We start from the raw sequence: 19722 nt of genomic DNA on the forward strand, positions 1-19722 counted from the left end.
CCGTGAGACCGGCCGGCCGTTCGTTTCCAGCCTGTGTGGCTGACAAGAACTACTGTGCCGGGCCCGGATCAAGAACAAATCCTGCATACCCGCAACACTTCCTCAGGAAAACCTCAAGACTCCCGCACGGGTCCAGACTGGAACTCCGATCCTTTTGCCCCTGGAAGTAGGCTGTACGTGTGAGTCAACCGCTGATGAGTCAACCGCTTGACGAGGGTCCCTTCTATCACGGGACGAAGGCCGACCTCACGGAGGGCGATCTCCTGAGTCCCGGCTTCAGATCCAACTATCGTCCTGAAGTCGTGATGAATCACATCTACTTCACAGCTCTTCGGGATGGCGCGGGGCTCGCTGCCGAGCTCGCTGCCGGCGACGGCGAACCGCGCGTCTATGCCGTTGAGCCAACCGGAGCTTTCGAGGACGACCCGAATGTGACGGACAAGAAATTTCCTGGCAACCCCACCCGGTCATATCGCAGCAGCGCCCCCCTCAAAGTTATCGGTGAAGTTGACGGGTGGACTCGCCTAACTCCTGAGGCGCTGCAGGAGTGGCGGGTACGACTGGCGGCGATCGTTGCGGACGAACGCGGCGAAATCATCAACTAAGGATGACGAACACGAAGGGTGCGTTAGCCTGCCAGGCAGCCATTGTTTCGCGCATCCAGCATGTATATCGTTAAGTATCGTTCACGACCAACCGAGGTGAGCTTGATGCACAATTCATTCCCTGCAAGCGGATTTATGGGTAACAACCTTGACGGCATGTGGCAGGCCGTGGAGGAGTTCAGGTCGCGGTTTGAAAAGCGCTCCGGAACCCGTGCTGGACGGGGTGAGTTGAGGACAGCCATTCTGGCCCTCCTCGCTGAACGACCCATGCACGGTTATCAGATCATCCGTGAAATCGAAGAGCGCAGTGGCGGAAGCTGGAAGCCAAGCGCCGGCTCGGTGTACCCCACCTTGCAACTGCTGGCAGATGAGGGTTTCGTCAGCACTGAGGAATCCAATGGCCGCAAAATATACTCCCTCACTGAGGCGGGCCGCGAAGATGTCGCAAGCGCCGAAACGGCAGCGCCTTGGGAATCCACAGGCAGCACCTCAGGTTTCGCGGCATTGCCCAAAGCGGGGGTGGAGCTTGCCCAGGCTGCTGCGCAAGTAGGGCGGACAGGAACCCCCAAACAGGTGCAAGAGGCCGTGACGGTGCTGGAAGAGGCTCGTCGTCGGCTGTATTCGATCCTCGCCCGGGACTGAAGGGAGTGACGTCGCTTCGACGCGACCGGACAGATCCCATGGCCGGGGAAGCCCGTGCCCGCTATCGTCGAATCCTCAGGTTTGCTGCATGGCATTTGCTGGTGACCTGGTGGTTTGAGCTGTTCCTTCCTCGTGTGGGCCTGCGAAAACTGACTGAACGCAGCCGTTCGCGGAGGATGCAACGCTTTGCCCGGCGATTCCATGGCCTCGCCGTGGAGCTTGGTGGGCTAATGATCAAGGTAGGCCAGTTCATGTCCTCCCGGCTGGATGTTCTACCGCCTGAGATTACGGCTGAACTGGAGGGCCTTCAGGACGAAGTGCCGCCGGTTCCCTTCCCCGCCATCAGGGCCCTTGCCGAGGCGGAGCTGGGGGCGCCCTTGGAATCAGTGTTCGCTTCGATAGAGGAGTCGCCCATAGCCGCGGCATCCTTGGGGCAGGCGCACCGGGCGAAGCTGCTCGCGGGCAATGCCGAGGATACTGGCCTAAGCAGCGTGGTTTTCAAGGTACAAAGGCCGGGCATCGACAAGATCGTGGACGTCGATCTTGCCGCTCTGCGACGGGTGGGAGGCTGGCTTAGCCGCATCCGCCTCGTCTCAAACCGCGCCGATGTTCCTGCTCTGATCAAGGAGTTTGCGCAGACCAGCCTTGAGGAGATCGATTACCTTAATGAGGCCGCAAATTCAGAGCGCTTTGCAGCTGATTTCGCCGCCGATGGCAGGGTGACCGTGCCGGGGGTGGTTTGGGAACGGACTACACGCCGGGTGCTCACCCTGGAAGACGTCACAGCCATCAAGATCACGGACGCAGAGTCGCTTCGTATGGCGGGGATTGACCCGGCGGAGGTTGCCCCCGTTTTCGCGTCAGTGATGTTTGACCAATTGTTCACCAAGGGCTTCTTTCACGCCGATCCACACCCCGGCAACATCTTTGTCACACCCGATTCCGGGTCAGTGGAACATCCATGGAAGCTGACGTTCATCGACTTCGGCATGATGGGGGAGGTTCCTGCGAAGACCAGAAGCGGATTGCGCAAGCTCCTGATTGCGGCTGCTTCGCGGGATGGAAGGGGGCTCGTGGCTGCCATCAGCGATGTTGGCGTTCTCATGCCTTCGGCTGACACGGCCGAGCTGGAGCGGGCCATGACGCAGCTCTTCGCACGCTTTGGCGGCATGGGCTTTGCCGAACTTCGAGAAGTGGACCCACGGGAATTTCGAGATTTTGGGACGGAGTTCGGCAGCGTCATCAGGTCGCTTCCGTTTCAGCTGCCGGAGAATTTCCTGCTCATCATCCGCGCCATGTCACTGACGTCGGGTGTATGTAGTTCGCTGGATGCCCGGTTCAACTTGTGGGACTCGGTGGAACCATACGCTGCGCAACTGCTGCGGGATGAGCGCGGCAATCTGGTAACTGACGTCGCAGGGCAGGCATTCGAGGCCGCGGCGGTCGCCTTGCGATTGCCGAAACGGCTGGATGGGCTGGTTACCAGGTTCGAAGACGGAACACTCCAAGTATCCAACCGCCGTCTGGAACGACAGATGTCCCGGCTTATTATCCTGGCGCGGCGAGCAGTAGCTGCCGTGATCTTTGCAGCCCTCCTGGTGGCTGGATCCGTGATGAGAGCTGACGACCTCGTACTTGGCAACGTGGTGATGATCGCGTCGGCGGTTCCGCTGCTCTATGGTCTGTGGCCCGGCCGCGGCAATCTGTGAGCCGACTCCGTCGTCGTAGAATTGCGCTGTGACTGAGACCCCTACACCCCATCCCGAGGCCTCCGGCAAGATGTCCGGACCCATCCTGGTAGGTGTGATGCCCGGGCAGCAGCCCGCAGTTCTGGAGCAGGCAGCACGGTTTGCCGCCCGTGCGGGCCTGCCACTTGTTTGCGCGTATGCCGACGTCACGGTGTATCCAGTCGATGGGACCACCGGAGGGCCGGCAGCGCCCATCGACCCCGATACCGTTGATGGAGCCCAAGGGATCCCGGAATCACTAGCGACCACCATTGCCCAACTCTTGGCTGATCAAGACGTTGAGTGGTCCATTGTCCCGCTTGCAGGGGAACCAGCGCACGCCTTGGCCCGCGAGGCCAGGAGCATCGGCGCCTCCATGATTGTGGTGGGCACCCGTGAGCATAAGCTGACGGCCGCGATCAAGGAGCTGACGGCTGGTTCCGTGGCCCGGCATCTGTTTCATCGGCAGGACGTGCCGGTCCTTGTGGTGCCCGTGAACCCCCGGGTCCCGGACGACGATGACGAGGACTGAGGCAAGCAAGCCAGTTCACCTTCACTGGGGTTTCATCGGCATCGTGGCGGCAGGCGGCGTGTTCGGAACGCTCGCCCGGTACAGCCTTGGACTGGTGATCCCAGCGCCGGATGCCTGGCCGCTGCCTACCTTGGTCATCAACCTCTCAGGTGCCTTGGCCCTGGGGGCCCTGCTGGAAGGACTCTCGCGCAGGGGGCCCGACGTCGGCAGCCGCCGGGTTGTGCGCCTCGCCTTGGGTACGGGGTTCCTGGGCGCGTTTACGACGTACAGCACACTGGCTTTGGATGCCATCCACTTATTCAGAGCGGATGCGGCCCCGGAGGCTGCCGGGTACCTCGCAGCGAGCTTGTTCGGCGGGGCCGCTGCCACTACTGCCGGCATCTGGTTGGGTGCCTGGCATCACCGTCGCGTTACCGGGCGTGTGCCGTGACGGTGATACTTCTCGCCCTTGCTGGCGGAGTCGGTGCAGCGGTCAGGTTTATGGTGGACGGATTGATCCGCCAGCGCCTCAGGACTGCACTTCCCTGGGGAACCATCCTGATAAATGTCACGGGCTCGTTTGCTCTCGGGTTCCTTGCCGGACTGGTAATGCGGGGCCAGGCGCCGGAGTCCCTGTTGCTAATACTGGGGACGGGCTTCCTGGGCGGGTACACGACCTTCAGCACGGCGAGTCTGGAGACCATCAGACTGGTACAGAGTGGAAGGGTGGGTTTGGCGCTCATCAATGGATTGGGATCCATGGTGGCGAGCGTTATCTCTGCTGCGGCCGGTGTTGGGATCAGCCTTCTGCTGCCTTGAGTAGTGGCCAACCTCACCAATAAAAGTGTCATGCCCCGGCTGTAGGATCGAGCCATGGCTAAGAAGACTTTCAATGAGCTGTTGTCCGCCCAGGTTGCCAATGAGTTTGCGGCCTCCCAGCAATACATCGCCGTGGCTGTGTATTTTGATGGCGAAGACTTGCCACAGTTGGCCCGCCACTTTTATCGCCAGTCCCTGGAAGAGCGCAACCACGCCATGATGATGGTCCAGTACATGCTGGACCGCAACGTCCACGTGGAGATTCCGGGCATCGCCCCGGTTCGCAATAACTTCGCCAACGCCAAGGAGCCCATTGCGCTCGCCTTGGAGCAGGAAAAGGAAGTCACCCGCAACATCGAGGAGATGTTCCGTGTTGCCCGTTCAGAGGGCGATGCCTTGGGTGAGCAGTTCATGCTGTGGTTCCTGAAGGAGCAGGTTGAGGAAGTTGCCTCCATGACCACGCTGCTGAACATCACCGAGCGCGCCGAGAACCTCTTCGACATCGAGAATTATGTAGCCCGCGAAACCGTTGGCGACGGCGGTCACGACGCCAGTGCTCCCTCCGCGGCCGGCGGCGTCATTTAGCTGCCAGCCTCGGGGTATTTACTACAGGAGGCCGTTGGAACCTTACCTTCCGGCGGCCTCTTCGCGTTCCAAGGCCTGGTCCGGATGGGATCGGCTCAGCGGGGATAACCGGCTGGCGATGCGCGCGAGATCCACGGGTAGAGCGTTGCCGTTTGGCTCGATGTCCCAGTCGAGGGGGCCGTTGCCGATCAGGAAGAGGGTGATGTCCTGGTCGTAGAGCACATCCACCACGTTGCTGAAGCGCTGCCAGGCCGGCGCGGACGCAGCGTCACCTACCGCTGGCGAAGGGACGTCGTCGATGACCCACGTCCTGAATGTTTCGGCCAGGACCAGAAAGTCCGACGTCGAGGTCAAGCCACCGCACAGTTCCGCAAAACCAACCCATAGAAGGTCCGGGTCGGAGTTCTTGACCACTATCGGCTGGGTTGTCGGTTGCACAACACGTCCCCGGGCTGGCGGCGGCCGGAAAAGTCCGAGGCGGCCCAATTGTCCGCGCGTACCGGGGGAAATGATGCGTCCGGATCTAAATGCCCCGGTCTCCTGGCAGGGCGGGTTCCAGTGGCTGGATAGCGCCGAAAGTCCGTGCTGCCGTTGATCTCCACCACGTCCATCATGTCCTTGATGGCTTCAATGGTGGGCAGGAAATGGTCATGCCATAGGGGATTGGGCAGCAAATCGTCCGGGGCGTAGTTTGATGTCACCACAAGGGAGACGCGACGCTGCGCGGCGGTCCGCAAGAGTCGGGAAGCTTCGTGGCGGCTTTCGGGGAAGCGCCCGACGGCGGCCTGTCACCTGGGCGCCAAAGGTCGCCAACCGCTCAGCTGCTTGCCGCTGGCTGGGTTCAAAGGCAAAACCGGACTGCCCGGCGTCGTGTGCCATGCCCTCGAGTAAAGTCCTGGCAATGTCGCGTTGACTTTGAGGACGTCCCAAGGAAGGCGTCACAGCCAACCTTTGCGTTTGAAGATGGCGTACATGAGGAGGGCTGCGCCAAACATCAGCCCTACCGCCAGGGGATAACCGAAGTCCCAGTGGAGTTCGGGCATATGGTCGAAGTTCATTCCGTAGACGCCGGCTACGAAGGACGGCGCAAACAAGATGGCCGCCCAGGATGAGATCTTCTTGACCTGCTCGTTTTGGGCGGCGCTTGCCTCGTTTTGGCGGTTGGCCGTTAGCGTTCCATCTAGGGTGAGCGCATTCTGGAGGAGGTCCCTGAACGAGTTGGCCCTTGAGATCACCCGTTGGACGTGGTCCTCCACGTCGCGGAGGGAGCGCTGGAGCTCGATGTCAACGCCGTACTTTTCGAAGCCCTTTTCCAGTAGCACCATCATGTCCGGCAGAGGGTGGATGGCACGCTGGAACTGGATCACTTCACGGGCCAGCTCATAGATACGACGTGAAACAGCGCTGTCGCCGCTGAAGAGCTGGTCTTCGATCTCGTCGATGTCGTTTTCCAGGCCTGCGACCACGGGAGCGTAATCATCCACCACTTGGTCCAGGAGGGCGTACAGCACAGCCTCGGGGCCATGGCGAAGGAGATCGGGGCGCTCCTCAAGCCGTTTGCGCACTCGAGCCACGCCACCGGTTTCGGCATGGCGGATGGTCACCACAAAGTTTGGTCCGGTGAAGACATGGAGCTCGCCGAATTCAACCGTCTCGGTTTCGTCCAGGTACCGGGCCGGCCTTAGGACGGTGAACAGGTTGTGGTCGTAGCGCTCCAGCTTGGGCCGTTGGTGCGCCGATACGGCGTCTTCCACGGCGAGGTGGTGAAGCCCGAACTCGTGAGCGACGGCGGCCATCTCATCCTTGGTGGGACGGTACAGCCCAATCCAAGCCATGCCCCCATGCTCGGAGAGCGTCTCAAACGTCTGTTCAAGGTTATGAGGGGTGGCTGTGCGCACGCCGTCTACATATACGGCGTTGTCGATAATGGTCACTGGTTGAACGCTACTGCATGGCACCGATGATGGCGCCCGCAACGGTCATTGCCAGGAGGTCGTGGCCGGAATCAATGACGGTTACTGCGGTGGGACGGCCGGCAAACCCGTTGTGAATGACGTGGCCCCCGGCACGGAATACCAAGGCAAGGATGAGGGCAAGGAAACCGCCTGCAACAAAAGTATTGAGATCCAGGGCGCTGATGAGGACGGCCAGGAGAATGCTGGTCACGGCCGCTGCCACCATCATGGGAACCCAGATGCCCGCTCCGCCTTCGATGTTCTTGAGGTCGTCTTCGGTCTTACCGATTGCCTGCATCCACCTGCGGCCCAGAACGGCCGGCATGTACCAGACAAAGCCGATCACCATGGATGAAACGAAAGCCAGAAGTACGGCGAGCCAGTTGATCTGGGAAATGTGTGAGAGCCAATCCATGCCTAAAAGCCTAGTCCGTTTAGCCCTCCGAGCCGGCGCTCCGGCCCTCTTGCCGGGGCCGTGTTGGCGTTGCCGCCATCCTGCCGATCAATGGCTCCGTGCGGTACGGGATGTGGGTGTGCAGAGCAAGCACCGTTTCGGTTCTGATGACTCCCTTAGTGCGAAGCACCGAGCGCAATGCAGACTGCAGGTTGTGGGTGTCCGTTGCCACCACCCGGCACCACAGGTCGCCGCGACCGGAAATTTCGTGGACCTCCAACACTTGGGGGATCAGGCGCAAGGCGCCAATAACGCCGTCGAGTTCCCGGTGGGTGACTTCAATGGTCACAAAGGCGACGACGTCGTACCCCACCTTTTCGAGGTCTACTTCCCGCCCGGCTGCATGAAGCACCCCGGACCGGAGAAGGCGCTTGACCCGGCTTTGAGCAGTGTTACGCGCTATGCCCAGTTCCTCGCTCAACTCGGCGATCTGGATGCGTGGATCCTTGATGAGTTCCAGGAGGATCTTCAGGTCCATGGGGTCAAGGGTGTTCAAATGGTCACTCCAGCTCATTTGGCTCGCAGTACTTTGAGTATTTTGCTCAATTCTTGCATCTCCATAGCTCTTCGAGGTCAATGCCATTGCATTCTGTTGCCATCAATACTTAGCCGGACTGCGCTTCCCACAAGGAGATCAACAGCCCGGCCACCGAGCCCGAAGGCAATGAAATGACTGTCTTGAGCGAACTCCGCATGCGCCCGGCCACAGCCGCGCGCTGGGGATGGGATGCCTCCACCACCGCCAGGCTGGTCCTGGCCGGGGTTGTGATCTTTACGCTGCTGGTTGGCGCCAACCTCGCTACGCCCTTGTATCCCTTGCTCCAAGCCAGGCTCGGAATGTCATCGCTGGGCGTCACTGTCGCTTTCTCAAGCTACGTCCTTGCCCTGGTAGCCGTCCTCATGGTGGCTGGCCACTGGTCCGACCACATAGGGCGGAGGGCTGCGCTGGTCCTGGCTGTGCTTGTCGGTTTGGCAGGCGGGATCATCTTCGCCAATGCGGACTCGCTGGTCTGGTTGTGCCTTGGCAGGGCGCTGCAGGGCGTGGCCGTAGGGCTTGCTACGGGAGCCAGCTCCGCGGCGCTGCGCGAACTGCTTCCCCTGCGACCTGACTGGGCCTCCCGTTTTACATTGCTGTCCTCAGCCGGAGGTGTAGCGGCAGGCCCCGCCATCGGTGGCCTCTTGTCGCTCTTGCCGGACCCCACCCGCACCCCGTACTTCGTCCATTCGGCAGTGTTGATTGCTGCCCTCATTCCCCTGTGGCTCCTGAAGGCCAGGCCTGCGATCGCTCCGGCGGAAGGCCCCAAACCCCTCAAGGTCCTGGCTCCCCGGAAGCCGTCCATCTCCCGGGATGCCCGCGGAGCGTTCTGGATGGCTGCGGCAACGGGGTTCCTCAGCTTCGCGGTATTCGGGTTCTGCCTTTCGTTGGCACCCGGATACTTCGCCAGCGTGGTCCACGCCGATTCAAGGCCCCTGATCGGGCTGCTTGCCGGTGTCACTTTGGGTGCCTCGGCCCTGAGCCAGCTGCTGGGTGCCCGTGGAAGCTTGGTTGTTCCTGTGTCCCTTGGCGTGCTGGGGGTCTCGGTGGTTCTGGTGGGAGCCGCGGCGGCGTGGTCCAGCCCTTGGCTGCTGGTGGCTGCCAGCATAACTGCCGGGGTAGGCCAAGGGATTGCCTTCCGGCAGGTTTTCAACGAGGTGGCCGGAAAGGTCGAAGCAGCGCGTCACGCCCAGGTGATCAGCACCGTCTACGTCATCACCTACCTGGGCAGTGCTGCTCCGGTGATTGGGCTGGGACTGGCAGTCACCGCACTCGGCCTGCAGACCGCCGTCGTAGTTTTCACTGCTCTGTGCGGCGTGGCAGCCATGATCCTCGCGGCAGTGTCCCTGCGGAGTTCAGTGTCTCGCCGTAGCGCCCTGTCTCTTCGAGGTTCTTCGGGTTCCTGAGGTTTATTCGGGTAGCGGTCCGCGATTGCCGGGAATGTGCTGGAAGACCATGGTGGTTTCGGTGTGGCCGACCACGGGGTCCGTGGCGAGGTTGTCTAGGAGCCAGTTACGGAGGTCGTCGGTGTTGGCGACGGCAATGTGGAGAAGGTAGTCCACTGAGCCGGTGGTGTGAAACGTGGAAATGACCGCCGGAAGCTTGGGGACGCGCGCCGTGAAACGGTCAATCTGGTCCCGGTCATGGGCGCGCAGGCGTACAGCGATGAGGGCCTGAACAGAGCGGCCGATTGCCGGCAGGCTCAAGACTGCTTCGAAGCCTTCAATGATTCCGCGTTCGGAGAGTGCCCTGGTGCGCATCAGGGCCGTGGAGGGGGCGATCCCCACAAGTTCAGCCAATTGCTTATTGGAGATGCGGGCGTCGTCCACCAACGCTGCGAGAATCCGTTCATCGATCGCGTCCAGGGGCTCTGCGCTGCCCGTGGTTGACCGAACATTCTTCGTGGGGTTGCTCACGGATCCTCCTGAAATTGCCTTTCACCCATCCTAATCCGTGAAATCTTCAGGTGACTATCGCTTCGCGGGCGAGCGACGACCTCGCCGCCGGTCCAACCGCTGGAGCGGTTCACTGAGCAGCATCAACAGCAGGGGCCAGTTTCCGGCGCCGGGAATGACTACGGCCAGAACGAGTGCTGCGAGGAAGAGCCCGGATACGATCCAACTTGCTCGAATGCCCATCACGGCGTCGTCGTCAGCCATGTCGTGGAGGTCAGGGTGGGACCGGAGGTAGATGCGGGCCAGAAGAAGCATCAGGCTGGTGGCGAACAAGGTTCCTATATAGACCAGTGGCTGTGCCCAATCAGACTCCATCTGGGTGGATAGTGACGTCGCTACGGGCATCACCACAATGGTGAACATCCACGCCACGGTCAACCACAACAAACCCGCGTCCACCTGCTTGACGCTGCGAAAGAGCTTATGGTGGTGCACCCAAAAAACTGCGATGAGGATGAAGCTCAGGGCAAAACCGAGAAGGGCGTATTGTTCCTCCGCCAACCACTCAGCCGTAGTGCCGTCATGGTCCGCCAGTTCACCCACGCTCTCCATGAGCGGCAAGATCAACAACGTCAATGCAATCGCCACCACGGCATCCGTAAACGCCTGCAAACGCTCCGGTGACGACAGCTCCCGGTTTTTCGTGACCTGTGTCATGCCTCCGATTGTAGGGGCAGACCGCCTTGAATCAGCGGGAGTGGCGCGGTGGGCGGTGAACAATCAAAGTGACGGCCGCCGTCGTGCAAGACAGTGCGATCACGCTCAACGCCAAAGCCGGCCAGCCAAAAGCCTGAAAGGCAAGACCGCCCGCCCAGCCAATGACGCTGGAACCCAGGTAATAGGACAGGTTGTATAAGGACGCTGCTTGCGCCCTGCCTGTTGTGGCGATGGCCCCGGTCCACCCTGAACCCACGCTATGGGCGGCGAAGAAACCGCCGGTGAAGATCACCAGCCCCACCAAGGTGGCTGCCAGGTTCTCCACCAACGTCATGGCCAAACCTGCCGACATAATGGCGATACCTGCCACCAGGACGTTCCGCCGTCCAAACCTGGTGGTCAGGCCCGCTGCCCAGCGCGAACTGACCGTCCCGGACAAGTACGCCAGGAAAATGAGGCTCACAACGGTGGCAGGAAGCCCAAAGGGTTCTGCGTGCAAACGGAAGCCAAGGTAGTTATAGACGGCCACGAAGCCACCCATGAGCAGGAACGCCTGCAGATACAGCGATAGCAGTTTGGGATTGCCTGCGTGCCCGCCCAGGATGCGGACCGCTCCGCGAAATCCCAAGGCCGGGGCCGGACTGAACCGGCGTTGTTTGGGAACAATCACCAGGAACAAGACGGCTGAGACCGTGGCGAGCAGGGACACCGCCAAGGCTGCGGCACGCCATCCCCATAGTTCTCCAACGGGCCCGGCCACCAAGCGTCCGGCCAGTCCGCCGAGTGTAGTTCCGGCAACATAGGTGCCGGCTGCCAGCGCCGTGTGGACCTTGGTGACTTCCTCGTTGAGATACGCGATGGCGATTGCGGGGATGCCGCCCAAGGCCATGCCTTCCAAGGTGCGCAGTCCCAGCAACACAGGCACTGTGGGGGCCAGTGGCACCAGCAGCCCCAACAGCGTGGCGGTGGCGATTCCCAAGGTCATGGCGCGGACCCGCCCAATCCTGTCGGCCAGGAATGACCACGGAAGCACGGTGGCGGCCAGGCCTACGGTGGCGAGGGAAATGCTCAAGGCGGCTTCGGCGGCCGTGATCTGCAGCTCAGCCGCCATGAGGGGAAGCACGGCCTGGGTGGAATACAACTGGGCGAAGGTCGCAACGCCGGCGAGGGCCAACGCGGCCAATACGCGGCTGTAACCGCGGGATCCCTTCGCATGCCCGTCCCAGGCTACGGTGCTGGTCACCGAGGTTGTTTTGCTCACTGGGCCAGATTAGGAGGGAGCACACTCACCGTTCCAATGCATAGGTCTACTAGGATCAATGCATTGACGCATCAATAGTGAATGGCAAAGGAATGCTGTGGAGCCGAATCATCAGCAACTCGTCCAGCTTCTGCCCCTGTTGCCCGTCCTGGCTGAACTGGGACGTACGGAACACATGACTGAAACGGCGGAGATCCTCGGCGTGCCCCAGTCAACGGTCAGCCGGGCTGTGGCACGGGCCAGCGCCATAGTCGGCGTGGATCTGCTCATCCGGGACGGCAGGGGGATCCGGCTTACGTCAGCAGCCAGGACCTTGCTGCCCTACATTGAGGCAGCACTCCAGGATTTTCAGTCGGGGCTGGACAAGGTACGGCACGAATCGGACGTGGTGCGCGGGCGCATAGGGGTCTCCTTCCAGCACACCTTTGGCGAAGCGACGCTGCCCCTTCTCATCAGTGCCTTCCGCAGCCGGTACCCGCATACGGTCTTCGAACTCTGGCAGGGTCCCCGCGACGACTGCCTGACGCAGCTGGCCAGCGGGGACATGGATTTCGCCCTCACGGCGCCTATTGCACCGGAGGGGCGGGGCGTTCGTGCCATGCCGCTGTACCGCGAACCGTTGCGGGCCGTCCTTCACTACAGGCATCCCTTGGCGGAGCGGAGCAGCGTGCACCTCTCCGAGCTCCGGCACGATCCCTACATCACCCTGCCCGAGGGAGTGGGCCTGCGGGCGCTTGGGGAGGCGCTGCTGCGGGAAGCCGGCTTTCGTCCGCGGATTGCCTTTGAAGTCCAGGAGTCCACCTCAGCCCGTGGCCTGGTCTCCGCCGGGCTGGGGTTCAGCATCCTGCCCCCGGCAGGCCCCGGGGCCGGGACAGGGCAGTTCCTTCCGAAGGCCGAACTCGGGCTCGTGGAAGTAGCCATCGAATCGGACCTGGCCTTCCGGCAGATTGGTCTTGCCTGGCGGGAGCGAAGCTTTGAGCCGGACGCCGTCAAGCTGTTCCGCGAACTCGTGGTCAATGAGGGCGGGGAGTTGCTCGCCGAACTCGTCAGAGCCCGTTCAGGAACTCCCTGACCACGTCCGTCGCGGATCCTCCTCTGGCCTGCTGCCAGCCGGTCCCGGCCCATAGGTTGAGGCGATGAGGATCTCCGGCAGCAGATGCTGCACTCCGGACAGGGCTGGTGAGATGGTGGATCGCGGGATAGCCTTCCGGCGCGTCCCGGTGGTCCCGGACGAAGTCGTTAACCAGGGAACGGGCCCATCGTCCCGTGAAAGCCCGCGTCATTGCCGTCTCCGTAAATGCCGGATCGCCCAGCGCGTCCTTATGCGGCTTCCGTGCACCGCTCTCCTCGGTGCGCACCAAAGCGGTACCCACCTGCGCGGCCTCCGCACCCGCTGCCAGCACTTCACGCAGCGCGGAACTGTCCATGATGGCGCCTGCCGCAATGAGCGGAAGCCCGACGGCGGCATGCACCTGGGCGACCAGTTCCGCCGTCGTACGGGCTAATGGTTCCCGGCCGCCAGGCAGAAAGGCTGCCGCGTGTCCCCCCGCGGAGCTATGTTGCACGGCGATGGCATCAGGGCCTTCCTCTGCCGCAGCTAGAGCTTCCTCCACACTGGTGACACTGGAGATGACCCGGCTGCCGGCTTTTTGCAGGGCCCGGACCACCGGCTTTCCCGGGAGGCCAAACGCGAAGCTTACAAACTCCACCGGGTCGGCCAGCAGGGCGTCGATCTTGTCCTGCCATGAGTCGTCGTCATTGAGCCGAAGGGGCGGAATCAATACACCGTAGCGGGCTGCCTCGGTTTCCAATGCGGCACGGTACGCCTCCAGGCTTGCCTGGGCTTGAGGAGTTGGAGGGAGCTGACTTGCATCCGGTACGAACACATTCATGCCAAACGGAACGTTGAGGGCCCGCGTGGCAGCGATTTCGGCCGTCATGGCTTCGGGGCTCTTGTATCCGGCTGCGATGAAACCCAGCCCACCACCCTCATGAACTGCCTTCACCAACGCCGGTGTGGACGTTCCCCCAGCCATGGGAGCTGCAATAAACGGTGTTCCAAACAACGATTCGGACATGTGCGGTTTCTCCTCCGGACGCTCCAAGCTAGTCTTTCACGGTGAACAATCCTGACTCTGGCCAGCATTCCCACGCCCGCCCGGAAGCCGTGAGCGGCACCGTCATAGGGCTCGACATTGGCGGCACAAAGACCCGCGGCGTTCGGTTCGAAAACGGTACGCCGGTCCGTGATGAGAATGCAGGCAGTTCCAACGTCCAGAACGTCAGCCGGGAGCAAGCCGCAGCCAACCTGGCTGAGCTGTTCGGGAAGATCGGTGGCGGCCATGTCGATCAGGTGTACGCCGGTGCCGGCGGTATCGATACCGACCAAGACGCCCAGGCGCTGGCTGATCTGATTGCACCGCATGCGCCGGGCGCGCGCATCACTGTGGTGCACGATTCGCGCCTGTTGCTGGCAGCAGGGGGAGCGAGCACGGGCGTTGCGGTCATCGCCGGCACCGGCTCGGCCGCGTGGGGACGGAACGACGCCGGTGAGGAAGCCCGGGCTGGCGGCTGGGGCTACCTCCTTGGGGATGAAGGTAGCGGTTACTGGCTTGGACGGGAAGCTGTCCGGCACAGCCTGCGCCGGATGAACCAGGGCCTGGAGCCTGATCGGCTCAGCCGGGCATTGTTGGAATCCGTCGGTGTGGACGAGCCGGGCAAGCTGATCGCATTGTTCCACTCCCCGGACACGGGCCGTCGCTATTGGGCCCAGCAGGCCCGGTTGGTGGTGGAAACCGCCGATGCCGGTGATGAAACCTGCCGGGCATTGGTGGATCAGGCGGGTGGTGACCTGGCTGACCTTGCCGAACAAGCCGTCCGTCAACTCGGCCTCGACGGTCCGGTGATCCTCGGCAGCGGACTCGGCATGAACGTCCCCCGGCTTCAGGAAGCATTCAAGGCCAAGCTGGCCGAGGGCGGTATCACTGATGTGCGCATCCTCCAGCAGGACCCCGTGTTTGGTGTCCCGCGGCTTGTAGCGGAGCAGCGACCCTAGCGAAGTTTTTGTACACCTAATGACCTCAAAGGGGCCTCTTTAGGGCATTAGCTGTACAAAATCTCAGCCGCGGGTTCGTGGACGCAGCTTTACACCCGGCAGGGGCGGGGCCGGAATGCGGCCGGCTTCCGGACCTGCGTCAGGGCCATGGCCGGGAACGAAACCGAAGCGTGAGCTGGCGGCAGCATCGTCGTCGAGCAGCCCTTCGGCTTCCCATTCCTCACGGGCCTTCTCCACTTCTTCGTGCGTCCTGCCTACAAAGTTCCACCACATGAGCAGGTCTTCACCGAACGGTTCGCCGCCGAGGAGCATGAAGCGGGTGTCCGGCTGCGCTTCCACAAAAAGGCTGGACCTTCCGGCTCCCAGGTAGGCCAGGGGGCCCGCTTCAATGTCCTCACCATCGATCAAGAGGTGGCCGTCAAGGACCAACACTGCGTGCTCGAAGTCCGGCCGTAACGGCAGTTCAAGGGAGCCTGTTCCGGTGATGTCCGCTCCAACTATGGGGCTGAACATGGTGGCGGGGGAACGGTGACCGGCAAACTCTCCCACCATAACGGTGGCCCTGAACCCATCGCCTACTGCCACCGGCAGATTCTTCACTTGTTCAAAGGACGGCGCCCGGTGCCGGTGCTCGTCCGGTAGCGCCACCCACAGTTGGAGTCCGCGGGACATGGGAATTTCTTCCACCAACGCAGCGGAGCCGCCCTGGGGCCCGGCTGTAAGGACAGAGAACTCGGAGTGGGAGATGCCATGGCCTGCTGTCATGATGTTCAGCTCACCGGGCTGGACTACAACATCGCTACCCACGCTGTCGCGGTGCCGGACCGAGCCTTCCATGGGCCAGGTGACGGTTTGAAGCCCGCAGTGCGGGTGGGGGAGTACGCTCATGGCCACCCGATCCGGACCGAAGCTGTCCAGGAAGCACCACGCACCTACGGTGGGCAGTCCCCGCTGGGGCAGTGTCCGCATCACGTTCATGGCGCGCACTCCACCCAAAGGAACCTCGCGCTCGGGCCACAGTTGAACGCAGGGACCTTGACCTTCCGGAGCCGCGGGGCAGACTTCTTGGGCGGGGGAAGTATCAAGATTGGTCATGTGATCATCGCCTGTGCATAAATGTTGGAAATTGAGCTAATCTGTTGCACGTGAACAACGCCCTCCTGAGCTACCGTGACGCTGTCCTTTACCGTTCGGGTGAACCGTATCGCATCCTCGCCGGAGCCATCCACTACTTCCGTGTTCACCCGGCCCTGTGGCAGGACCGGTTGCGTCGCCTCAAAGCGATGGGCGCCAACACGGTGGACACGTACGTTGCATGGAACTTCCACCAGCCTAAGCGCGATGAGGCGCCCGACTTTAGCGACTGGCGCGACCTGGGCCGGTTCATCGACCTCGCCGCCGAGGAAGGGCTGGATGTCATCGTCCGCCCCGGCCCCTATATCTGCGCCGAATGGGACAACGGCGGCTTCCCCGCCTGGCTGACCGGCATCCCCGGCATCGGCCTGCGCTGCATGGACCCGGTGTTTACCGCTGCCATCGAGGAATGGTTCGATCACTTGCTTCCCATCGTCGCCTCACGGCAGGCGTCCGCGGGTGGCCCGGTGGTGGCGGTACAAATCGAGAATGAGTACGGCAGCTACGGCGATGACCACGAGTACATTCGCTGGAACCGGCGCGCACTGGAGGACCGCGGCATCACTGAGCTCCTTTTCACCGCCGACGGCGGCACGGACTACTTCCTCGACGGCGGTTCCATAGAGGGAACTTGGGCGACGGCGACGCTGGGAAGCCGGGGCGACGAAGCGATGGCCACATGGCAGCGACGCCGGCCCGGCGAACCCTTCTTCAACGTTGAGTTCTGGGGAGGCTGGTTCGATCACTGGGGTGAACACCATCACCGCCGGGATGCCGAAGACGCCGCACTGGAAGCACGCAAGATGCTGGATCCGGGCGGTTCACTCTGCGTCTACATGGCCCATGGCGGGACCAACTTCGGCCTCAGCTCCGGAAGTAACCACGATGGCACCATGCTGCAGCCGACGGTCACCAGCTACGACTCGGACGCGCCCATCGCAGAGAACGGCGCACTGACGGCCAAGTTCCATGCCTTCCGCAAAGAGTTCTTCCGCGCCCAGGGAATCGAAGAGCTGCCCGAGCTGCCCGCTGAATTGCTGGCTGACGCTCCCGTACTGCCCGCCCAGTCCTTGCCTCTGAGCGATGGCCTGGACCTGTTGGAGTTGGCGCGCTCCGCCGGAACGCCGATAACCAGTGTCAAGCCACTGGGCTTCGAGCAGCTGGGACTCGACACCGGCATGGTCCTCTACGCCTCCGAAGCCATCCTTCCCGGGCGCGCCGATGCTCCCACAGAGAGCCGGTTGAAGATCACAGGGCTTAACGACCGTGCCTACGTGTGGGTGGACGGCACCTTCGCCGGGGTCCTTGATGACGTCACAGGAGCGGAGGGTCTCGCCGTTACGGGCACAGGCGTCGCCGCCAAGCTGGAGATCCTCGTAGAGAACCTGGGCCGCATCAATTACGGCCCCCTGACGGGTCACGGCAAAGGAATTCTGGGCGGCGTTCTGGTCAACCAGCGCTACACCTTCCACTGGACACAGACCCCCGTGGCGCTCGCCGACTGGAAGCTTGAAGACCTTGAAAGCTTGGCAGGAGCCGACTTCGAGGTGGACGAGCCGGCCGACACCTATATCGCCTTGCCGGATTCCGGAAAGGGCTTCGTCTGGCTCAACGGCTTCCTCCTGGGCCGCTACTGGGAGAAGGGCCCACAGGTGACCCTCTACGCACCCGCTCCGTTGCTAAAAGAAGGCCGCAACAGCATCAAGGTGCTTGAACTCGTGAAGCCGGGGACCGTCGTCGAACTTCGTGAGGCGCCGGACCTGGGTCCCGAAGAAGCGGGTCTCATCGAGGCCGCCGAACTTCCCTAGCGTTCGACGCAAGGATTTATGCTGACACCATGACCCTGCAGTTCGATACCCGCCCAGCCGCTTACGCCGTGATGATCCATGAAGGGAAGATCCTGCTGGCGTATTGGAAGCAGGACGGCAAAGAAGGTTGGACATTGCCGGGCGGCGGCTTGGATCTGGCAGAACATCCTGTGGATGGTTGCAGGCGTGAGGTCTTTGAGGAAACCGGATACGAAGCCAGGATTGAACGAATGCTGGGTATCGATGTCGGACACTGGCCGGGCGAGATCCGCCCCGACGGTTCGGTGAAGGATTTTCAAGCCCTCAGGCTGGTCTACGAGGCCACAGTCGTGGGCGGCGAACTGACACACGAAGTGGATGGCAGCACCACCCACGCAGCATGGATCCCGCTGGAGGACGTACAGAAACTCAACCGCGTCTCCTTGGTGGATACAGCACTCCGCCTACACCGGGAGCGTCCTGCCAACGGAAAACTGAGCTAAAGCCTAGCCAAGAGCACTTCGCCTTGGCTACGCTATACATCGTTGCCGGCTCACCAGTTGCCGGCGCGGATGCCAAGGAGGTGGATTTGATGATTGCCGAGACCTTGCGCGCCCCGCACTCAGTTGCGGCGCGCCGTCATCAGCCCACCATTCCTGTCCCGGCGTCAGCCTGCCAAAACTAGGCGGCCGGGCCTCATCAGAGGCATTTCATTGAACACTTACGCTTCTTCAAGCGAACCATTTTTCAGCACCACGTCAGAACAAATGCAGGGGCCTGTGGAGTACGGCTTCACAGACAAAACCGCGGACCTGTTCCGTGCCCATGCCGCTCCTGACGGCCAGGAAACGGCCGTCCCCGGCCGCGTAGTCCGCTTGGACCGGAATCGGGTCCTCGTAGCCTCGGCAGAAGGCCTCCTGCATCTGCCGTATCCACACCACGGCCTTGTGCCGGCCACAGGGGACTGGGTCCGGCTCGGCCACAACAACGCCGGTGAGGCGGCCGTCGTCGAGGTCCTGCCCCGCCATTCCGCTCTAAGCCGTAAGCGTGCCTTTGAGGCCTCCTCGGAGGAACAAATCCTGGGCAGCAACATTGACATTGTTGCCGTTGTGGTCCCCGTGGATCGTCCGCTGACACATAACCGGCTCGAGCGGACGCTGGTGGCGGCATGGGATTCCGGTGCCACGCCGCTGGTGGTCATCACCAAAGCAGACCTCGCCCACCTTGCGGACGACGTTGTAGGGGAGGTTATCCTGCAGGCCGCCGGCGTGGACGTTGTCACTACCTCCGCGGAGCAGGGCGACGGCCTGGAGGAACTGATGCAGCACATACCCCAAGGTGCCACGTTGGTATTACTGGGTCCTTCCGGCGCCGGTAAGTCAACACTCATTAACGCCCTCGCCGGGCGTGACATCCAACAGACAGGTTCCGTCCGAGCCGGTGACGGCAAAGGCAAGCACACCACCACCTCGCGGGAGCTGGTGCCTCTAGCCGGTGGCGCCGTACTCATGGATACCCCGGGAGTCCGTGGCTTCGGGCTCTTCGACGCCGATGAGGGCATGGAGGAAATGTTCGGCGATCTGGAGGAACTTTTCTCCAAGTGCCGCTTTACGGACTGCGCGCATCAAGCAGAGCCGGGATGTGCGGTTCAGGAGGCGCTCGCGGAGGAAACCCTTGATCACCGGCGTTGGGCCAGTTACCTCAAGCTGCAACGCGAATTGGCAGCCTTGGCCAGAAAACACGATGCGGCTGCACGCCGCGCCTACCAGCGTGAATGGCACCAGAAGGTGATGTCGGCTGACCGGGGCCAGCGCGCCGCGGAGCGGTACAGGCACGATCAAGCTGAGGAGCGGGCCGGAAAAGGCGGCAAACGACGGAAACGCTGAACATTGCCGATTCATTACGGAACTCGTGGCGGCGCTGACATCGTCGGTGGTGCTGGCTACGCTGGGTGAAGATTGCTTTGCAGCCAAGTAATAAGAGTGCATATGATCATCAGGCTCTACCGATGTTCTCCTCCACAGATAGGTAAGCCCGGGT

The 19722-nt window shown here is 62.2% G+C and carries 23 protein-coding genes; 13 read left to right on the forward strand and 10 right to left on the reverse strand.

Translation table 11 applies throughout. The features are described from left to right. The first annotated feature begins 194 nt into the window (after positions 1 to 194). The 7 genes from arr (at position 195) to MOD31_RS16095 (ending at position 4889) form a co-directional block, all read left to right on the forward strand. Positions 195 to 605: an NAD(+)--rifampin ADP-ribosyltransferase gene (arr, locus tag MOD31_RS16065; RefSeq protein ID WP_223942658.1), complete on the forward strand. Its 411-nt coding sequence runs from the start codon at positions 195 to 197 to the stop codon at positions 603 to 605. 105 nt (positions 606 to 710) lie between these two features. Then, the gene (locus tag MOD31_RS16070; protein ID WP_142938434.1) at positions 711 to 1247 is read left to right on the forward strand and encodes a PadR family transcriptional regulator; all 537 of its coding nucleotides are present in this window, start codon (positions 711 to 713) and stop codon (positions 1245 to 1247) included. Positions 1248 to 1252: 5 nt separating this feature from the next. Beyond that, on the forward strand, positions 1253 to 2956 hold the full coding sequence (locus MOD31_RS16075; protein ID WP_250821118.1) for an AarF/ABC1/UbiB kinase family protein: 1704 nt from the start codon (positions 1253 to 1255) through the stop codon (positions 2954 to 2956). Between the two features lie 28 nt (positions 2957 to 2984). Beyond that, positions 2985 to 3506 (forward strand): universal stress protein, encoded by a 522-nt coding sequence (locus tag MOD31_RS16080; RefSeq protein ID WP_142938436.1) that lies wholly within the window; start codon positions 2985 to 2987, stop codon positions 3504 to 3506. Beyond that, complete coding sequence (locus MOD31_RS16085; RefSeq protein ID WP_142938437.1) at positions 3493 to 3936, forward strand: CrcB family protein; 444 nt, start codon at positions 3493 to 3495, stop codon at positions 3934 to 3936. Before MOD31_RS16080 ends, MOD31_RS16085 begins: the two co-directional genes overlap by 14 nt. Further along, positions 3933 to 4304 (forward strand): fluoride efflux transporter CrcB, encoded by a 372-nt coding sequence (gene crcB, locus MOD31_RS16090; RefSeq protein ID WP_166840004.1) that lies wholly within the window; start codon positions 3933 to 3935, stop codon positions 4302 to 4304. Before MOD31_RS16085 ends, crcB begins: the two co-directional genes overlap by 4 nt. 54 nt (positions 4305 to 4358) lie before the next feature. Next, complete coding sequence (locus tag MOD31_RS16095) at positions 4359 to 4889, forward strand: ferritin (protein ID WP_142938439.1); 531 nt, start codon at positions 4359 to 4361, stop codon at positions 4887 to 4889. 42 nt (positions 4890 to 4931) lie between these two features. Here MOD31_RS16095 and zapE (MOD31_RS16100) read toward each other — a convergent pair whose 3' ends face one another. The 5 genes from zapE (MOD31_RS16100) to MOD31_RS16120 all read right to left on the reverse strand — a co-directional run bounded on the left by zapE (MOD31_RS16100) (position 4932) and on the right by MOD31_RS16120 (position 7812). After that, positions 4932 to 5327 (reverse strand): AFG1/ZapE family ATPase, encoded by a 396-nt coding sequence (gene zapE / locus MOD31_RS16100; RefSeq protein WP_250821119.1) that lies wholly within the window; start codon positions 5325 to 5327, stop codon positions 4932 to 4934. Next, positions 5303 to 5593, reverse strand: coding sequence for an AFG1/ZapE family ATPase (gene zapE, locus MOD31_RS16105; protein WP_308196383.1), 291 nt, complete (start codon positions 5591 to 5593; stop codon positions 5303 to 5305). The genes zapE (MOD31_RS16100) and zapE (MOD31_RS16105) overlap by 25 nt, the downstream gene beginning before the upstream one ends. Positions 5594 to 5827: 234 nt before the next feature. Beyond that, on the reverse strand, positions 5828 to 6823 hold the full coding sequence (gene corA, locus MOD31_RS16110; RefSeq protein ID WP_142938440.1) for a magnesium/cobalt transporter CorA: 996 nt from the start codon (positions 6821 to 6823) through the stop codon (positions 5828 to 5830). A gap of 10 nt (positions 6824 to 6833) precedes the next feature. Next, on the reverse strand, positions 6834 to 7259 hold the full coding sequence (locus tag MOD31_RS16115; protein WP_142938441.1) for a DUF1761 domain-containing protein: 426 nt from the start codon (positions 7257 to 7259) through the stop codon (positions 6834 to 6836). A 19-nt stretch (positions 7260 to 7278) separates the two neighbouring features. Further along, positions 7279 to 7812, reverse strand: a complete 534-nt coding sequence (locus tag MOD31_RS16120) for an Lrp/AsnC family transcriptional regulator (protein ID WP_223940606.1) — start codon at positions 7810 to 7812, stop codon at positions 7279 to 7281. 155 nt (positions 7813 to 7967) lie between these two features. Here MOD31_RS16120 and MOD31_RS16125 point away from each other — a divergent pair, with 155 nt between their 5' ends. Beyond that, on the forward strand, positions 7968 to 9239 hold the full coding sequence (locus tag MOD31_RS16125) for an MFS transporter (protein ID WP_223940605.1): 1272 nt from the start codon (positions 7968 to 7970) through the stop codon (positions 9237 to 9239). 3 nt (positions 9240 to 9242) lie between these two features. On the opposite strand, the gene MOD31_RS16130 is transcribed toward MOD31_RS16125, so the two are convergent. From MOD31_RS16130 to MOD31_RS16140, 3 genes are read right to left on the reverse strand one after another with little or no spacing between them, the layout of a single operon-like run. Then, the gene (locus tag MOD31_RS16130) at positions 9243 to 9749 is read right to left on the reverse strand and encodes an Lrp/AsnC family transcriptional regulator (RefSeq protein ID WP_024817495.1); all 507 of its coding nucleotides are present in this window, start codon (positions 9747 to 9749) and stop codon (positions 9243 to 9245) included. Between the two features lie 54 nt (positions 9750 to 9803). Beyond that, positions 9804 to 10445: a TMEM175 family protein gene (locus MOD31_RS16135; RefSeq protein ID WP_011775478.1), complete on the reverse strand. Its 642-nt coding sequence runs from the start codon at positions 10443 to 10445 to the stop codon at positions 9804 to 9806. A 31-nt stretch (positions 10446 to 10476) separates the two neighbouring features. Continuing rightward, on the reverse strand, positions 10477 to 11706 hold the full coding sequence (locus tag MOD31_RS16140) for an MFS transporter (RefSeq protein ID WP_250821120.1): 1230 nt from the start codon (positions 11704 to 11706) through the stop codon (positions 10477 to 10479). A 97-nt stretch (positions 11707 to 11803) separates the two neighbouring features. Between MOD31_RS16140 and MOD31_RS16145 the strand changes: the two genes are divergently transcribed. Next, positions 11804 to 12778 (forward strand): LysR family transcriptional regulator, encoded by a 975-nt coding sequence (locus MOD31_RS16145; protein WP_166840017.1) that lies wholly within the window; start codon positions 11804 to 11806, stop codon positions 12776 to 12778. Here the strand turns inward: MOD31_RS16145 and MOD31_RS16150 are convergent. Next, positions 12753 to 13784 (reverse strand): nitronate monooxygenase family protein, encoded by a 1032-nt coding sequence (locus tag MOD31_RS16150; protein WP_250821121.1) that lies wholly within the window; start codon positions 13782 to 13784, stop codon positions 12753 to 12755. The genes MOD31_RS16145 and MOD31_RS16150 overlap by 26 nt on opposite strands. 41 nt (positions 13785 to 13825) lie before the next feature. On the opposite strand from MOD31_RS16150, the gene MOD31_RS16155 reads away from it, so the two are divergent. Further along, positions 13826 to 14761, forward strand: coding sequence for an N-acetylglucosamine kinase (locus MOD31_RS16155; RefSeq protein ID WP_142938448.1), 936 nt, complete (start codon positions 13826 to 13828; stop codon positions 14759 to 14761). A gap of 63 nt (positions 14762 to 14824) precedes the next feature. Here the strand turns inward: MOD31_RS16155 and MOD31_RS16160 are convergent, their stop codons facing one another. Beyond that, on the reverse strand, positions 14825 to 15856 hold the full coding sequence (locus tag MOD31_RS16160; RefSeq protein ID WP_142938449.1) for a pirin family protein: 1032 nt from the start codon (positions 15854 to 15856) through the stop codon (positions 14825 to 14827). Positions 15857 to 15906: 50 nt separating this feature from the next. On the opposite strand from MOD31_RS16160, the gene MOD31_RS16165 reads away from it, so the two are divergent. From MOD31_RS16165 to rsgA, 3 genes are all read left to right on the forward strand, one after another. Further along, positions 15907 to 17703, forward strand: a complete 1797-nt coding sequence (locus tag MOD31_RS16165) for a beta-galactosidase family protein (RefSeq protein ID WP_250821122.1) — start codon at positions 15907 to 15909, stop codon at positions 17701 to 17703. A gap of 29 nt (positions 17704 to 17732) precedes the next feature. After that, entirely contained in the window at positions 17733 to 18185 is a 453-nt protein-coding gene (locus MOD31_RS16170) for an NUDIX hydrolase (RefSeq protein ID WP_142938451.1), read from the forward strand. Between the two features lie 264 nt (positions 18186 to 18449). Beyond that, positions 18450 to 19568 carry a ribosome small subunit-dependent GTPase A gene (gene rsgA / locus MOD31_RS16175; RefSeq protein WP_374206994.1) on the forward strand — a complete coding sequence of 373 codons (1119 nt, stop codon included), beginning with the start codon at positions 18450 to 18452 and terminating at the stop codon, positions 19566 to 19568. Positions 19569 to 19722 lie beyond the last annotated feature (154 nt).

It is taken from the genome of Paenarthrobacter sp. TYUT067 (genome assembly GCF_023656375.1).
Lineage (GTDB): Bacteria > Actinomycetota > Actinomycetes > Actinomycetales > Micrococcaceae > Arthrobacter.

Excerpts from the sequence above, each read along its gene's own strand:
- rsgA (WP_374206994.1), top strand. The coding sequence starts at position 18,450 with ATGCAGGGGCCTGTGGAGTACGGCTTCACAGACAAAACCGCGGACCTG.
- MOD31_RS16160 (WP_142938449.1), bottom strand. The coding sequence starts at position 15,856 with ATGACCAATCTTGATACTTCCCCCGCCCAAGAAGTCTGCCCCGCGGCT.
- MOD31_RS16070 (WP_142938434.1), top strand. The coding sequence starts at position 711 with ATGCACAATTCATTCCCTGCAAGCGGATTTATGGGTAACAACCTTGAC.
- MOD31_RS16115 (WP_142938441.1), bottom strand. The coding sequence starts at position 7,259 with ATGGATTGGCTCTCACACATTTCCCAGATCAACTGGCTCGCCGTACTT.
- MOD31_RS16085 (WP_142938437.1), top strand. The coding sequence starts at position 3,493 with ATGACGAGGACTGAGGCAAGCAAGCCAGTTCACCTTCACTGGGGTTTC.
- MOD31_RS16120 (WP_223940606.1), bottom strand. The coding sequence starts at position 7,812 with ATGAGCTGGAGTGACCATTTGAACACCCTTGACCCCATGGACCTGAAG.
- MOD31_RS16150 (WP_250821121.1), bottom strand. The coding sequence starts at position 13,784 with ATGTCCGAATCGTTGTTTGGAACACCGTTTATTGCAGCTCCCATGGCT.
- arr (WP_223942658.1), top strand. The coding sequence starts at position 195 with ATGAGTCAACCGCTTGACGAGGGTCCCTTCTATCACGGGACGAAGGCC.
- MOD31_RS16125 (WP_223940605.1), top strand. The coding sequence starts at position 7,968 with ATGACTGTCTTGAGCGAACTCCGCATGCGCCCGGCCACAGCCGCGCGC.
- MOD31_RS16170 (WP_142938451.1), top strand. The coding sequence starts at position 17,733 with ATGACCCTGCAGTTCGATACCCGCCCAGCCGCTTACGCCGTGATGATC.
- MOD31_RS16095 (WP_142938439.1), top strand. The coding sequence starts at position 4,359 with ATGGCTAAGAAGACTTTCAATGAGCTGTTGTCCGCCCAGGTTGCCAAT.
- MOD31_RS16135 (WP_011775478.1), bottom strand. The coding sequence starts at position 10,445 with ATGACACAGGTCACGAAAAACCGGGAGCTGTCGTCACCGGAGCGTTTG.